Below are 14,585 nucleotides of genomic sequence, written 5' to 3'. Positions count from 1 at the left end.
GCGGCATCAAAGCTGGACGAGCGGTCACTTACATGTGAACATGAACACACGATTTTACGATGTTCGACAGAAGTATCGTCTTGCGAAATCAGTTCGTTATTCCCACGTCTGAATAACAGGGCAAATTGCCTCGGCAGGCTCAAAGGTCACTTTGAAATTCATTCGACAGAAGCCTGCCCCGACACATTGATGGTCGGTTTGTTGGTCGCCGCAACGGGACCCAAAAAGAGTCTGATCAAGACTGCACTACGGCGCTGACGCCGCAACTGCACAATCGAATTTTCACACGTTTGGCATGATCCGCCAGAGATTAACCGCGAACGCCATTTGTTAATTCATGACCGTCTGGCGGAGTCCCTTCACAGGAGACCTGCCGACGCCACCAGATCAGGATCGGGTTCGTCCCGTGCAAAAGCAAAACGCAAAAATTGCGCAAAAACAGGATTGAGACAGGAAACGTAAGTTTGACAGTGCGATAACGTTTGAAAGGAGACCGCGCCATGGCTGAGAAGGATATCTTCGAGCTGTATGCGGAAGGCTATGACGGAAAGCAGGAAACTGAACTGACCATCCGCGATTATCTTAATTTGTGTCGCGAAGACCCAAGTGCCTATGCCTCTGCCGCTGAACGCATGATCAAAGCGATTGGTGAGCCGGAACTGATCGATACCTCGACAGATTCCCGACTTGGCCGCATTTTCCTGAACCGAACCATCAAACGTTATCCCGCCTTTGAAGATTTCTTTGGCATGGAAGAAACCATCGAGCGCATTGTCGGTTTCTTCAAATATGCCGCCCAGGGTTTGGAAGAACGAAAACAGGTTCTTTATCTTCTCGGCCCGGTTGGCGGGGGTAAAAGTTCCCTTGCCGAACGGCTGAAAGAGCTGATGGAACGTGAACCGATTTACGTTCTGAAGGCCGGCGATGAAATCAGCCCGGTGTTTGAAAGCCCGCTTGGCTTGTTTAACCCGGCCAAGATGGGCGATGCGATTGAAGACAAGTACGGCATTCCCAAACGTCGCCTCACGGGACTTATGTCGCCATGGGCAGTCAAGCGCCTTGATGAGTTTGGCGGGGACCTGACCAAATTCTCGGTCGTTAAACTGATCCCGTCACGCCTGCGCCAAATTGCGATTGCCAAGACCGAACCGGGTGATGAGAACAACCAGGATATCTCATCGCTTGTTGGTAAGGTCGATATCCGCAAGCTTGAATATTTCAGCCAGAATGACCCGGATGCCTATAGCTATTCCGGTGGTTTGAACCGCGCCAACCAGGGCATTCTTGAATTTGTCGAGATGTTCAAGGCGCCGATCAAGATGCTGCACCCGTTGCTGACCGCCACACAGGAAAGCAACTATATCGGCACGGAAAACCTTGGCGCCATCCCATTCCAGGGGTTGATCCTTGCCCACTCGAACGAGGCAGAGTGGCAGACATTCAAGGCCAACAAAAACAACGAGGCCTTCATTGACCGTATTTCCGTGATCAAGGTCCCCTATTGCCTGCGCGTCACCGAAGAAACGATGATTTACGACAAGCTGTTGCAAGGATCAGAGCTTGAACACGGATCCTGCGCGCCGGGCACCCTTAAAATGCTGGCACAGTTTTCTGTCCTTTCGCGGCTGCAGGAACATGAAAACTCCAACCTCTATTCCAAGATGCGGGTCTATGACGGCGAAACATTGAAGGATGTCGATCCCAAGGCGAAATCCATGCAGGAATACCGCGATACTGCCGGTGTTGACGAAGGCATGGACGGGATTTCAACCCGCTTTGCCTTCAAGGTGCTTTCAGAGACGTTTAACCACGACACGCACGAGGTTGCGGCGGATCCGGTGCATCTGATGTATGTCCTTGAACAGGCGATCCGGCGCGAACAGTACCCGGAAGAACGCGAAAAGGCCTATATGGACTTCATCAAGTCCGAACTGGCCCCGCGCTATGCCGAGTTTATCGGGGCAGAAATCCAGAAAGCGTATCTGGAAAGCTATTCCGATTACGGTCAGAACCTGTTTGATCGTTATGTCGCCTATGCCGATGCCTGGATCGAGGATCAGGACTTCAAGGATCCTGATACCGGTCAGCTTTTGGATCGCAAGATCATTGATCAGGAACTGTCGAAAATCGAAAAACCGGCGGGTATCGCCAATCCCAAGGATTTCCGCAACGAGGTCGTCAAGTTCGCCCTGCGCGCACGTGCCAATAACAAAGGCAAGAACCCGGCATGGACGTCCTATGAGAAACTGCGCGATGTGATTGAGAAACGCATGTTCAGCCAGGTCGAGGACCTGCTGCCGGTGATTTCGTTCGGCTCGAAGAAAGACAGTGAGACTGAGAAGAAACACAACGAGTTCGTCAAACGCATGATTGATCGCAAATATACCGAACGTCAGACCCGCCGTCTGGTCGAATGGTATATGCGTGTGAACAAGGCCGGATAAGTTCCCCCCTGTCTTACCGGCCCTCGCCGGGCGGTTACCCCTTGTCCGCCCGGCTCTCTTTCCCGGCAGGATGGCCTGCCAAAGGATGTGAGTGCCCATGCTTTATATTGTGGATCGTCGCAAGAACCCGACCGGAAAAAGCCTTGGCAACCGGCAACGTTTCATGCGCCGTGCAAAAGCCCAGATCAAAAAGGCGGTTGAAAGTACCATCCGGTCGCGCGGCATTACGGATATCACCAGTGGCGATCAGATCACCATTCCCGGCAAGACGTTAAAGGAACCGGGTTTCCATCACCAGGGCCGTGGTGGTAACCGCAATTATGTCCTGCCCGGCAACAAGAAGTTTGTCCAGGGGGATCGCATCGCCCGCCCGCAAGGCGGCGATAGTGGTGCTGGCGGCTCACAAGCCAGTCCGGATGGCGAAGGTGAGGATGAATTCCAGTTCACGCTGACCCGTGACGAGTTCCTTGATATCTTCTTTGAAGATCTGGAACTGCCTGACCTTTTGAAAAAGAGCTTAAAGCAGACCACTGCATTTCGCACCGCACGCGCGGGCTTTTCGGTTGAGGGCACACCATCAAACCTTAGCCTTGTGCGGACCATGCGCAATTCACTGGCACGGCGCATCGGACTGCGTCGCCCCAAAACAGCCGAAGTGCGCGAACTTGAAGAAAAGATATCCGCCCTTCAGGCCAAGGCGGAACAACGCCCGAATGGCAAATTGACCAAAACGGACGAGGATACACTTCATACCCTGCTGGCGGATCTGGAAGAAGCCAAACGGCGCATGAAGGCAATTGCGTTCATTGATCCGATTGATACCCGCTATAACCAGTTTCAAAAATTCCCCGATCCCAATACACAGGCAGTGATGTTCTGTCTGATGGATGTTTCGGGCTCAATGTCCGAACAGATGAAAGAACTGGCCAAACGGTTCTTCATGTTGCTGCATCTTTTCCTGCATCGAAAATACGAGCATGTCGAGGTCGTGTTTATCCGCCATACATCCCGCGCAGCCGAAGTTGACGAGGAAACCTTTTTCTATTCGCGTGAAACCGGCGGCACGATTGTTTCCTCCGCACTGGAAGAAATGAAAAAGGTGCTGTTGGATCGCTACCCCACCGATCAGTGGAACATCTATGCCGCCCAGGCATCCGACGGCGATAACTATTCCAATGACGGGGCAAAATGCACCACCCTTCTGGCCGAGGACCTTTTGCCCAAATGCCAATATTACGCCTATATCGAAATCACCGATGAGCGCGAGGCCGAGATTTTCGCCGCCGCCGAAGGTGAAACCGCCCTTTGGAAGGCTTATGCCCCGATTGCCAAGGTCAATCCGCGCTTTGCCCTGAAACGGGTGACGAAGGCCGCCGATATCTTCCCGGTCTTCCGGGAACTGTTTGCCAAAAACCGTGCGGAGGCAGGCCGATGACCAGCAAGACCAAATCCGCTGACAAACTACTTTTCACCAGTGCCGACTGGGATTTCGATACGCTAAAGGTCACCTATGACGCCATTGAGGATATCGCGCTTAATGAGCTTAAGCTTGATGTCTATCCCAACCAGGTCGAGGTGATCACGTCCGAGCAGATGCTCGATGCCTATTCGTCGATTGGTATGCCGCTAATGTATCATCACTGGTCGTTTGGCAAACGTTTCGTGCGTGATGATGTCATGTATCGCAAAGGGTATCAGGGGTTGGCGTACGAGATCGTGATCAATTCCAACCCCTGCATTTCCTATGTGATGGAGGAAAACACCATCGTCATGCAGGCCCTGGTGATGGCACACGCAGCCTTCGGCCATAACCATTTTTTCAAGAACAACTATCTGTTCAAACAATGGACCGATGCCGACGGCATCCTTGATTACCTGCAATTTGCCAAAAGCTATATCGCCAAGTGCGAGGACCGATACGGCTTTGACGCGGTTGAGCGTATCCTGGATGCCGCCCACGCCCTGATGGATCAGGGCGTCAATCGCTATTCCCGGCCGGAAAAACCGAACCTCGCAGCCGAACTTCAGCGCGAACGCGAACGCGCGAAATATGAAGACGAAACCTATAACGATCTATGGCGCACCCTGCCCCAAACTGATCAAGGCGATCAGGACATGGATGAACTCAAACGCAAGATGCGGGTTGAGGAACGCCGCGCGCAGTTTGGTTTGCCCGAAGAAAACCTGCTTTATTTCCTCGAAAAGAATGCGCCATCGCTTCAGGCGTGGGAGCGAGAGATTCTCCGCATCGTGCGTAATATAGGACAGTATTTCTATCCGCAGAAACAGACCAAGATGATGAATGAAGGCTGCGCGTGCTATGTGCATTACGCCATCATGAACAGCCTGTATGACAAGGGCCTGATTTCCGAGGGCGCGATGATGGAGTTCATTGATTACCATTCGCGTGTGGTGTTTCAGGCAGAATATGACGACCAGCGTTATTCGGGATTCAATCCCTATGCCCTTGGCTTTGCCATGATGCAGGACATCCACCGCATCTGTGTTGATCCGACAGAGGAAGACCATCAATGGTTCCCCGATATTGCCGGCAACAACGCGCCAGTCGAAACACTGAAAGAAGCGTGGGCGCATTACCGCGATGAAAGCTTTATCCTGCAATTCCTGTCGCCCAAACTGATGCGCGACATGCGAATGTTCATGATCGATGATATTAATTCATCACCGCATCTCGAAGTTGCCGCCATCCATGATGATAATGGCTATCGCAAGGTGCGCCGGTCCTTGGCCCGCATGCATGACATATCCGTGCGCGAACCTGACATGCAGGTGGTTGATGTCGATATTCGCGGCAACCGCCAACTTTACATCCAGCATACCGAACACGAAGGCATCCGTCTTGAAAAGACCGAAGCAGAAATGACACTGGGCTATATAGGGCAGTTGTGGGGCTATGGCGTTACCTTGCAGGCCGTTGATTATGAAAGCGGCGAAATCCTGCATGAGGTGAATTATACGCCCGAAGACCTGGCAAATTGATCTCCTGACGTCGGGTTGTGTCGATTGCCATCAAGGGGTTGCTGCAAAGGGCCTCTTACAAAGTGGTCAGTGAAGCACAATATCAGCTATCAGCTGCTGTGTTTTGTTTTCGGATCGCCAGGAGCAACAGATTGCAAAACCGCTTTTGGGTATTGCTGATATCTGCCGTCATGTTTTCATTTACCGCCCCACCCGCACGGGGCGAAGAAATCGTGCGCATGGCCTTCCCGACCGTTGCGGTTGAGTTTTTCAAATACGAGTTCGGTGTTATCGAGCTTGCCCTTGACCATGCCGACGGCGACTTTCGGCTTGTGATCGAAGAATTCGAGGGCATGACGCAGGCGCGCATCAGCTCAATGATGCAAGAGGAAACGGTGGATGTCATGTTCACCGGTTACAGCCTCGAGCGAGAAGCAATGTTTTTGCAAGTTGACGTTCCGATGACACGAGGCTTGCTGGGATATCGTGCTTTCATCACGCATAAGGAAAACATCCCGGCTCTTAGTCAGGCAGCTTCTCTGGAAGAATTGAAAAAATTCTGCATTGGCACCGGGTCAGATTGGCCGGATGCCAGCATCATGGAGAAAAGCGGGTTTTGCGTTGATCGCGCACCGCGTGATCAGCTTTGGCCGATGGTCGCCAATAAAAGATTTGATCTTCTCAGCCGTGCGGTGCACGAGGGCTATCGCGAAATTGATGTTATCAGCCGGGAATATCCCAACGTCGTTCTCAGCCCGTCACCGGTTCTGGCGTATCCGTTTGATCTGTTCATTTACGTGAACCGCAATAATGAACGACTGCATGCGATTTTGACGCAGGGACTTTCGCGGGCCTATAGCACTGGCGACTTCATGCGACACTTCTTGTCGAACCCGCATATTCGTCAGGCGCTCGAAACACTGAAGGATCCTGACACCCATATTATCCAGATTGAAAATCCGGATATGAGCCAAAAGTCGCGCGACATTGACCCCGCACTTTGGGAAAATATCGTGCGCCGCAAATATGATGATGACTTTGGCTATGAACCCCGGGATCAGATGTAAATCCGATATTTATCAACAGATATCTGATTTACTGCATATGCAGATTTTTCGTTCTCAAAACGGAATAATCTTATTTGGATCAGGCAATGATCCTTAATCGGTTTAATTTTCCAGCCAGTATCGGTGAATGTCGGCGCTGTTATGCTCTGTCATTTCCGGGTTACCAAGATCAATTATCCGCAAATCTGGATGGTCCTGCAGGAACCGGGTTGCATAGGCAATTCCGGGATGTGCCTGAAAATACCTGTCGATCGCGCCGTTTTCTGTCGCCGCCTGAAACCCTTGTTCGATCAGGTCATGAAGGGGCTTGCTGTCGCGGCGAACATAAAAATAGAAATCATACGGATAGCGCACCAACAGGTTCTGATAGACCATCAGGCCATGCTGACTGAGCAGGTTCATGACGCTCTTTGTTCTGAGCTCATTAAGTGCCAGGTGCATGACATCGAACCGCCCGTTTTCAAGCATGGTATAAAGATTGTGCCCCGGCCCACCAACCACACACAGACCAGCATGTTCGAGAATGAGGGTATCAACCCAGGAATTCCCGGACCCGATGCAGACACTTTTCAAATCATCCTGACTTGCCACATCATCGAGTGCTTCAAATGTGTCCTCACGGGTGATGAATAGCCGATATCCCTGCAACCCCTTGGTCAGAGGATAATCGATTTGCAGCAAATCAGCCTCAGCTTCGCGACTATACCCGGCAAGGAGAACATTGACCTGACCTTCATCAAGCATGTTGAACATCCGCTTTTGCGACAAACCTTCCAGGGAAATAATTTCAAGGCTGTGATCACCGGGCGCGTATTGCAGTGCCAGTTCAAGCAAACCGGTCTCAAAGGCAAAATGCGTTTCGCGACCAGCCGGCAAGGGCAGTGTAAGTGTTTCGGCAGCAACGGGCCGAACCAGCATCAGGGGAAGGACAACCAACCCGCACAAACATCTGAAAAATGAAACCATTCCGCCTGCCACTATTCCCCGAAGTATCAGAAGCTTATCTTTGTTGTTTCAGGTGGGGATTGTTGCGTCTGGAAACACCCCTTCTGGTATGAAAACACCTGAATCAGAATTGAGTTTCATAGAAACCGCTGATCAGCAGCGGTCATTTTGCCAGTCGCAGTCGTTTCTTCTTGACGATTTGTTATGTTATATCATAACAACACATACCAAGTAACACACCCATTGCAAACCGGATCAACCATATGCCTTCCTTGCGCCGAGCCCTCCGTCACATTCTTTTTACCGCCCCGATCCTTGTTGCCGCCCCGCTGACCGCGGTTGCCCATGGCGAGGATGCCCCGAAAGTCGTGACCTCGATCAAGCCGGTCCACGGCATCACAAGCGCGATCATGAAAGATATCGGGGAGCCGGTTTTGCTGATTGATGGCGCGTCTTCGCCGCATACCTATTCTTTGCGTCCAAGCGAGGCGCGTGCGCTAAACGATGCCGATCTGGTGATCTATGTTTCGCATGCACTCGAAGGCTTCCTTGAAAAGCCGCTTGAAAGCCTTTCTGGCCATAGCCATCAGCTTGAACTGGTTTCCCTGCCGCAACTGTCATTGCGCAACATGCGCGAAGGCGGCACGTGGGAAGGTCACATGCACGCGCATGAGGGCGACGCGCATGATGATCATGAGGAGCATGAGGATCACGACGACCATGCCCACGATGGTGACCATGATCATGACCACGAAGCCGAATACGATCCGGCGGCACATGATGATCATGGTCACGACCATGTGGACGAACATGAAAAACATGACGATGATGACGCCCACCATGACGTCGCTGAACACCACGAACATGAGGGTATCGACACGCATATCTGGATGGATCCGGCCAATGGCGCGACCATCGCGATTGCCATCGCCGATGAACTGGCCGAGATAGATCCGGAGCATGCCGAGGACTATCGCGCAAATCTTGAGACGTTACTTGCAAGCCTGACCAACCTTGGTAATGATCTTCGGGAAAAAGTTGCACCGGTTCAGGACAAGCCCTATGTGGTCTTCCACGATGCCTACCAGTATCTCGAAGCAGGCTTTGGCCTGAATGCGGTCGGATCGATTACCGTTTCGCCAGATCAAAAGCCCGGAGCCAAACGCCTTCATGAAATCGAAGACAAAATCCACGATACTGGCGCTGTCTGCATATTTGCCGAACCGCAATTCCGCCCGGCAATCGTTCAGGCCGTCGTGTCTGACACTGGCATCCGGACTGGCACGCTTGACCCGCTGGGTTCTGACATTGCTGCCGGCCCCGATGCCTATCAGGAAATTCTCGCACAAAATGTCGACGCACTTGTCGATTGCCTTGGCGACGCTTCGTAAGCGCACCGCAATGCTTTTGGTTGCCTGCATGACGATGCTGGCAACCGCCCCTTCGGCATTTGCGCATCCACATGTCTGGATCGACGCGAATGCCGAATTCGTTTTTGAGAACGACAAGATTACTGCCATTCGCGTGCGCTGGCTGTTTGACGATCTGTTTAGCATGACCATGATCGACGAGTTCGACAAAAACCACGACACCCGGTTCTTTGACGAAGAAAACACCGCCGCACACGACAATGCCTTTGCAGCCCTTTCCGAGTTTTCCTGGCTGACACATCTGCGCAAGAACGAAGAACTGGTATCCTTTGCCAGTGCGACTGATTTTGTTGCCGATATCACCGATGACCGCCGGGTAAGCTATGACTTCAAGCTGATGCTCGAAACACCACTCGATCCGATCAAGGATGCCATCAGCCTGTCGGTCTATGATGCCGAATACTATATCGATGTCGCCTACACACAGATCGATCCCGTCCTGTTTGCGGGGGCCAAAAACCTGTCCTGCCATTTCGAGATGAGCGAAGATGAAAAGAACCGCATCTATTTTGACCTTGTCGCTCCGGTCCGTGCCGATGTTGTTTGCGCGGCCAAGGTGGCGGATGGCAGCAGTTCTAACGGCCTTGCTCCTGGCGATTTCGTTCTCGTCGAATAATCCGGCAGCCGCACAATCATCAAACCTTCTGGGTCGCGGGGCAACTGATACCCCCCAAAACAGTCCTGCGCCCAATCCGGATGCCGACAACGCCGAAGACAGCCTGATTGCCCTGCCCGACTGGCTTTCAGACCTTATTGGTCAAACGGTGATTATTCAGACCAAACTCAATCGTGAAATCACCGCCACGCTCCGCGAAGCCAAGGACGGTGAAAGCTTCTGGCCAGGCCTTGTCATTATTGCCCTGTCCTTTGGCTATGGCGTTTTTCACGCGGCGGGGCCCGGACATGGCAAGATGATCACCACCACCTATTTCCTGTCGCGCGATGCCGGATGGAAACAGGGTGTAGCAATGGGCAGCCTGATTGCCACCGTTCAGGCCGTTTCGGCCATCGTCATGGTCGGTGGACTGACCCTGATCCTTAATCTGGGTCCGGCAGCGGTCACTAAGAACGGCCTGATCATGGAGGCGGTTTCATACGCCCTGATTGCCACGTTGGGCGCAGTGATGGCGCTTCGCATCCTGCAAGGCCGTGATGATTGTTGTGATCACCACGGACCGGGCGAGCATCATCATGCACATGATCATAGTCACGACCATGACCACAGCCACCATCACACCCATCACGATGCCCCGGCAACTCAATCCAACTGGCAGATGATCTCAACCGGTGTTGTCGCAGGTTTGCGCCCCTGTACCGGGTCGATCCTTGTGCTGCTGTTTACCTTGGCCAATGGCATGTTTCTGATCGGGATTGGCGCTGCCTTTGCCATGGCGCTTGGGGTTGCGATCACCATCAGCCTGATCGGACTGGCAGCCATCGGCATTCGCACCGGCACACAGCATCTGTTCAGCGTTTCGGAAACGTCTTCCGGCATCATTCGCCGTACGGTCGGCTTTACCGGGGCTGCAATCATTACCCTGTTTGGTGTGATGCTGTTGCTGGCATCGGCAAGACAGCTTGGCTGGCTTTGACCCGGACATAAAAACAGCCCGCAAGGGGCACTTGCGGGCTGCAAACGATCGCGTCTATTTGGGCAAAACGGCCTCTGCCTTACTGGGCAGAGACAACTTTCATCACCAGTTTCCCGTCCGGCTTGATCGGGCCGTCTTCCTTGGCGCCCAAGGTGTATTCGAATACGCCCGTTTTCATGCCACCGGCTTCGGAATGCACCATCAGCATCAACATTTCGCCGGACTTGACCGGTTCCTGCAGGATGGCTGTTACGTCCATGTTTTCACCCTTTTTAAGCGGTGCATAGCCAACGACCGGTCCCGGCTTCATATCGCTGTTGGTGCGATGGACAACCAGCCAGCCATTTTCACCAGCCATGATTTTCGATGCGGTCACCACGCCACCCGAAACATCCTGATCCATGGCTTCGACCATCGGACCCATTGCGTTTGCCCCACCGGCACCGCCGAATACAAAACCGGCACTCAGCATCATTGCCGTGATCACGCCGGTTGCTTTTGCAGTTGCTTTGGCTTTGAAGGTCATGTGAAGTCTCCTTTGCTTTTGATCTGGAACGCGCTGTTTTCTGCGCTCGCTCATGTCATGCGTTTCATCGCACACACAGAAGCTACGCAGCCAAATCAATCGGGTTTCAGCAAAGGTGATTTTTTTCACTGAGCGACGGAAATCAGACGCCCATGGATCGCAGGACCGGTCGGCTGACCGGTCGGAGAGCCGCCTTCGGGCTCCAGACTGATGCCAAACGTCGCATTGCGCAACATGGCGGGATCAAATCCGCCAAGCTGTTTGGTTGTCGGATTGGCGATGTTTTCAAGCAGGCCAAGCGATTTCGGTTTTGGCCCGGTTTCCTCGGTCACAATCCAAAGCTGATAGGTCTTGCCTTCGGGTACGGTCGCCTCGACCGGGCGAATGGTAACTTCGCGGGTTTCAAGATCAACACTCATGACAAAGGCCGGTTGGGTGTCATCCCGGTGGAAGACGGCAACAAACTGCCCGTTCTGGACCGGGGAATTCAGATCACCTGAAAGCACAACCACAATCAGACTGGCCGCAATCGCCGCAGCCCCCAGCGCACCAGCGCGCCAAACAGCCAGCCGACGTTTGAGTTTGGCGAATTCCACCACACCCGGCACGTGTTGGCTGGCGGCTTGGCGCGTGGCCTGTGCGGCACCTTCGATCCGGGCACGAATACCGGCAAACAGATCGCGCGACGGGGCAACCGCATCATAATGGGTATTTAACGGCGACAGGCGCGCTTCCCAGTCAGAAATCGCGCGATCAAGTTCGGGTTCATGGCTGCGACGTGTCTCAACGGATTGGCGTTGCGCGGGCTCAAGAGTCCCCAACACATATTCCGCCGCCAACATGTCAATATCATCCCGGTCCGTCATGTTCCCAGGCATTCCTTTAATTGTCTCAGGCTGCGATGCAGCCATGTCTTGATCGTTCCGACCGGTTGGGCAAAGCGTTCTGCCAGTTCGGCACGTGACCAGCCTTCAATGTAGGCCAGCTTTACAATCTGCTGGCGGTCGTCTTCGAGATCGTTCAGGCAATGGTCAAGCTGACGCATCTCGTCTGCAACCGCCATCTGGTCAAATGCAGAGCCCGGCGATATCAGCGTTTCAATATCTGCATCCTCGATATCGGCTTCCGGGCGTTGCCGCCGGACGATATCAATCGCCCGGTTGCGGGCAATGGTTGCCATCCATGTGATGATAGAGGCACGACCGGGTTCGAAATCCCCTGCCTTTTGCCAGATACGCACATAGATGTCCTGAAGGGCGTCCTCGCTCTCGGCGCGATTTCTCAAGATACGCAGGACGATACCGAAAAGTTTCGCTGATGTTGCATTATAAAGCTGTTCGAAGGCATCCGTATTGCCTTCGATCGACTGCCTCAGCAGGTTTTCCAAATCCCGGGTCGATGTCATACCCACCGCCACATGCATACAGCCCGCCAGAAGTGCGGCTGTATGAAAGAAACAAATACGGGACCGCGCATGATCCCGAGCCAAAACTCTTTACGCCGCCAGATAGCAACCTGATCAATTTTATTTCAAAGAAAACAATGCGTAGGGTTGCCTGCATGCATGACTGGTTTGCCGCTCAGACCTGATATTCCTCGGCGATATTGTTGGCCGCCTTGATCAGGGCATCCATCACAAGACGCACGCCGGGCGAACGGCGCATATCCGGGTGCACCACCATCCACACACTTTCACGGCTGCGGCCTTCGACGTCTGCGTGGATCAATTCAAGTTCATCATCGCGATCACCAAAATAGCGCGGCAAAACGCCAACGCCATGGCCGGCGGCAATGAACTGACGGACGGTTTCGGTATCATCAGCACGGAACCGACAGGGCAATTCGCGGTCAAGGACCGTGCGCACCCATTCCCGTTTGGATGCGCCATATGTGGTGTCCTCATAACCGCAGAATTCCCAATCCATTTCCGGCACGCGGTCCTTATAGCCAACCCCGCCATACAGCCCCACACCCAGCTCAACCAGTTTGCGGGTAATCAGGCCCGGTTCGCGCGGCGTGATCATGCGTACCGCGACATCGGCTTCGCGTCGCGCCAGATTTACGATATTGGCCGCGCCAATGATTTCGAATTCGAGTCCCTTATGCGCCTTGAGCAATCGAGCAAGGCGCGGTGCGAACAATACGCGTCCGGCAACCGGGGGCACGGAAATGCGCACAACCCCGTGGGCGGCTTCATCGCCCTTTGCCTGTCGCTCGAATGTCAGGGCTTCTTCTTCGACTCGTTCGGCCACAGGAACAAGGTTTCGACCCGCTGATGTCAGCTGCCAGCCACGTGGTAATCGGTCAAAAAGTTTTGTACCAAGATCACTTTCGAGCGCCTCGATCCGCCTCGCAACGGTGGTATGTTCTTTACGCAAACGTCGCGCTGCACCGGACAGGCTATTTTCTTCCGCAAGAACAAGGAAGTAGCGTAAATCATTCCAATTCATAGGCGTTATTTGGTCCCTTGGAATCTGTCAAAATCGTCGTGCATTTTTGCACAGTAGCTATGCAAAACAAAGTAGTTCCCGTTTTATTTCGCATATGACATTTTCCGCCCATCGAAACGCAAATCAACCGTAGATCATAGGAGGCCATCATGGCACACACGGTTTCCGCTGCACCGCAATTCAATGCTGCTACCGACCCGTTCGCGAAACGCATGCCGTTCGGATCGCTTCTGAGCCAGATCGCCAACAAGATCGGTAAGGCACGTGCACCCAAAGCCGCGAGCTACGGTTGGGATTCACTGAGCCATGCTGAACTTGCCGACCTTGGTCTGCAGCGCAAATTCAACGGTTCGACCTGGTATGTTGACCGCATCTCGCGCTAAGGCGTGATCGGGCGCGGCACCGGTATCGCCGCATAGACGAACCTGATAGAAAAAGGGACCCAACCGGGTCCCTTTTTCGTATTTCGGCTCTGGGTACTGAGCTCAAAAATTTCAGCCGCGCAGCGCCTTGACCTTGTCGGTGGCTTCCTGCGCAAGCTTGGTGATCTTGCCCCAGTCACCTGCCTTGACCGCATCCTTGGGCGCGATCCACGATCCACCCACCGTGATGATGTTTGGCAGGGCCAGATAATCCGCAAGGTTGGAAAGCGACACACCACCAGTCGGGCAGAAACTGACCTGCGGCAACGGGCCCGAAAGAGCTTTAAGCATCGACACCCCGCCCTGCTGTTCCGCCGGGAAGAATTTCAGCGTGTCATAGCCATGATCAATCAGGTTCATGATCTCGGACGGGGTTCCTGCGCCGGGAAGCAACGGGCAGCCGGTATCTTTGGCAGCCTTAAGCAAGCCATCGGTATGGCCCGGCGACACCGCAAAGGCACAGCCGATTTCAGCCATGCGTTCCATCTGTTTGGCATTGATCACCGTACCCGCACCGGTAATCGCATCAGGTACTTCGGCGATGATGCGTTTGATGCTTTCTTCGGCCGCGGCACTCCGCAGGGTGATTTCAAGTACCGGCAGACCACCGGCGACAAGCGCCTTGGCCAGCGGCACAGCGTCATTTGCGTCTTCGATCACCAGAACCGGAACAACCGGCGCCTTGGACAGAATTTCACGCGATGAAAGGCTCATAACATCTTCCTTTTGT

The 14,585-nt window shown here is 53.5% G+C and carries 14 protein-coding genes; 8 read left to right on the top strand and 6 right to left on the bottom strand.

The annotated features are described in order from the left end of the window. Window positions 1-500: 500 nt before the first annotated feature. From DY252_RS08720 to DY252_RS08705, 4 genes are all read left to right on the top strand, one after another. A complete protein-coding gene (locus DY252_RS08720) occupies window positions 501-2,444 on the top strand; it encodes a PrkA family serine protein kinase (RefSeq protein ID WP_064790538.1) in 1,944 nt (647 codons plus the stop codon). Between the two features lie 97 nt (window positions 2,445-2,541). Beyond that, entirely contained in the window at window positions 2,542-3,879 is a 1,338-nt protein-coding gene (locus DY252_RS08715; protein ID WP_064790537.1) for a YeaH/YhbH family protein, read from the top strand. Continuing rightward, window positions 3,876-5,444: a SpoVR family protein gene (locus DY252_RS08710; protein ID WP_064790536.1), complete on the top strand. Its 1,569-nt coding sequence runs from the start codon at window positions 3,876-3,878 to the stop codon at window positions 5,442-5,444. The genes DY252_RS08715 and DY252_RS08710 overlap by 4 nt, the downstream gene beginning before the upstream one ends. A gap of 170 nt (window positions 5,445-5,614) precedes the next feature. Continuing rightward, a complete protein-coding gene (locus DY252_RS08705; protein ID WP_231959820.1) occupies window positions 5,615-6,490 on the top strand; it encodes a hypothetical protein in 876 nt (291 codons plus the stop codon). Window positions 6,491-6,592: 102 nt separating this feature from the next. Here the strand turns inward: DY252_RS08705 and DY252_RS08700 are convergent, their stop codons facing one another. Then, window positions 6,593-7,408 (bottom strand): type 2 periplasmic-binding domain-containing protein, encoded by an 816-nt coding sequence (locus tag DY252_RS08700; RefSeq protein WP_064790534.1) that lies wholly within the window; start codon window positions 7,406-7,408, stop codon window positions 6,593-6,595. A 290-nt stretch (window positions 7,409-7,698) separates the two neighbouring features. Here DY252_RS08700 and DY252_RS08695 point away from each other — a divergent pair, with 290 nt between their 5' ends. From DY252_RS08695 to DY252_RS08685, 3 genes are read left to right on the top strand one after another with little or no spacing between them, the layout of a single operon-like run. Beyond that, the gene (locus tag DY252_RS08695; RefSeq protein WP_082923615.1) at window positions 7,699-8,826 is read left to right on the top strand and encodes a zinc ABC transporter substrate-binding protein; all 1,128 of its coding nucleotides are present in this window, start codon (window positions 7,699-7,701) and stop codon (window positions 8,824-8,826) included. Continuing rightward, complete coding sequence (locus DY252_RS08690; protein ID WP_064790533.1) at window positions 8,786-9,481, top strand: DUF1007 family protein; 696 nt, start codon at window positions 8,786-8,788, stop codon at window positions 9,479-9,481. The genes DY252_RS08695 and DY252_RS08690 overlap by 41 nt, the downstream gene beginning before the upstream one ends. Beyond that, window positions 9,429-10,457, top strand: coding sequence for a nickel/cobalt transporter (locus tag DY252_RS08685; RefSeq protein WP_231959819.1), 1,029 nt, complete (start codon window positions 9,429-9,431; stop codon window positions 10,455-10,457). The genes DY252_RS08690 and DY252_RS08685 overlap by 53 nt, the downstream gene beginning before the upstream one ends. A gap of 79 nt (window positions 10,458-10,536) precedes the next feature. Here the strand turns inward: DY252_RS08685 and DY252_RS08680 are convergent, their stop codons facing one another. The 4 genes from DY252_RS08680 to DY252_RS08665 form a co-directional block, all read right to left on the bottom strand. Beyond that, window positions 10,537-10,983, bottom strand: coding sequence for a DUF7282 domain-containing protein (locus DY252_RS08680; protein WP_129542699.1), 447 nt, complete (start codon window positions 10,981-10,983; stop codon window positions 10,537-10,539). Between the two features lie 125 nt (window positions 10,984-11,108). Continuing rightward, window positions 11,109-11,849 carry an anti-sigma factor gene (locus DY252_RS08675; protein WP_064790531.1) on the bottom strand — a complete coding sequence of 247 codons (741 nt, stop codon included), beginning with the start codon at window positions 11,847-11,849 and terminating at the stop codon, window positions 11,109-11,111. After that, window positions 11,846-12,388, bottom strand: coding sequence for a sigma-70 family RNA polymerase sigma factor (locus DY252_RS08670; RefSeq protein WP_064790553.1), 543 nt, complete (start codon window positions 12,386-12,388; stop codon window positions 11,846-11,848). The genes DY252_RS08675 and DY252_RS08670 overlap by 4 nt, the downstream gene beginning before the upstream one ends. A 175-nt stretch (window positions 12,389-12,563) precedes the next feature. Further along, complete coding sequence (locus DY252_RS08665; RefSeq protein WP_008892128.1) at window positions 12,564-13,433, bottom strand: LysR family transcriptional regulator; 870 nt, start codon at window positions 13,431-13,433, stop codon at window positions 12,564-12,566. A 149-nt stretch (window positions 13,434-13,582) separates the two neighbouring features. On the opposite strand from DY252_RS08665, the gene DY252_RS08660 reads away from it, so the two are divergent. Continuing rightward, window positions 13,583-13,816, top strand: a complete 234-nt coding sequence (locus DY252_RS08660) for a hypothetical protein (RefSeq protein ID WP_064790530.1) — start codon at window positions 13,583-13,585, stop codon at window positions 13,814-13,816. A gap of 111 nt (window positions 13,817-13,927) precedes the next feature. On the opposite strand, the gene DY252_RS08655 is transcribed toward DY252_RS08660, so the two are convergent. Further along, window positions 13,928-14,569 (bottom strand): bifunctional 4-hydroxy-2-oxoglutarate aldolase/2-dehydro-3-deoxy-phosphogluconate aldolase, encoded by a 642-nt coding sequence (locus DY252_RS08655; RefSeq protein WP_064790529.1) that lies wholly within the window; start codon window positions 14,567-14,569, stop codon window positions 13,928-13,930. Window positions 14,570-14,585: the final 16 nt, after the last annotated feature.

This window comes from Thalassospira indica (assembly GCF_003403095.1).
GTDB classification, from domain to species: Bacteria; Pseudomonadota; Alphaproteobacteria; order Rhodospirillales; family Thalassospiraceae; genus Thalassospira; species Thalassospira indica.
This window is presented reverse-complemented; position numbering and strand designations above follow the sequence as displayed.

Coding starts and splice junctions, on each gene's coding strand:
- DY252_RS08720 (WP_064790538.1), top strand. CDS start 501: ATGGCTGAGAAGGATATCTTCGAGCTGTATGCGGAAGGCTATGACGGA.
- DY252_RS08715 (WP_064790537.1), top strand. CDS start 2,542: ATGCTTTATATTGTGGATCGTCGCAAGAACCCGACCGGAAAAAGCCTT.
- DY252_RS08710 (WP_064790536.1), top strand. CDS start 3,876: ATGACCAGCAAGACCAAATCCGCTGACAAACTACTTTTCACCAGTGCC.
- DY252_RS08705 (WP_231959820.1), top strand. CDS start 5,615: ATGTTTTCATTTACCGCCCCACCCGCACGGGGCGAAGAAATCGTGCGC.
- DY252_RS08700 (WP_064790534.1), bottom strand. CDS start 7,408: ATGCTGGTTCGGCCCGTTGCTGCCGAAACACTTACACTGCCCTTGCCG.
- DY252_RS08695 (WP_082923615.1), top strand. CDS start 7,699: ATGCCTTCCTTGCGCCGAGCCCTCCGTCACATTCTTTTTACCGCCCCG.
- DY252_RS08690 (WP_064790533.1), top strand. CDS start 8,786: ATGTCGACGCACTTGTCGATTGCCTTGGCGACGCTTCGTAAGCGCACC.
- DY252_RS08685 (WP_231959819.1), top strand. CDS start 9,429: ATGGCAGCAGTTCTAACGGCCTTGCTCCTGGCGATTTCGTTCTCGTCG.
- DY252_RS08680 (WP_129542699.1), bottom strand. CDS start 10,983: ATGACCTTCAAAGCCAAAGCAACTGCAAAAGCAACCGGCGTGATCACG.
- DY252_RS08675 (WP_064790531.1), bottom strand. CDS start 11,849: ATGACGGACCGGGATGATATTGACATGTTGGCGGCGGAATATGTGTTG.
- DY252_RS08670 (WP_064790553.1), bottom strand. CDS start 12,388: ATGACATCGACCCGGGATTTGGAAAACCTGCTGAGGCAGTCGATCGAA.
- DY252_RS08665 (WP_008892128.1), bottom strand. CDS start 13,433: ATGAATTGGAATGATTTACGCTACTTCCTTGTTCTTGCGGAAGAAAAT.
- DY252_RS08660 (WP_064790530.1), top strand. CDS start 13,583: ATGGCACACACGGTTTCCGCTGCACCGCAATTCAATGCTGCTACCGAC.
- DY252_RS08655 (WP_064790529.1), bottom strand. CDS start 14,569: ATGAGCCTTTCATCGCGTGAAATTCTGTCCAAGGCGCCGGTTGTTCCG.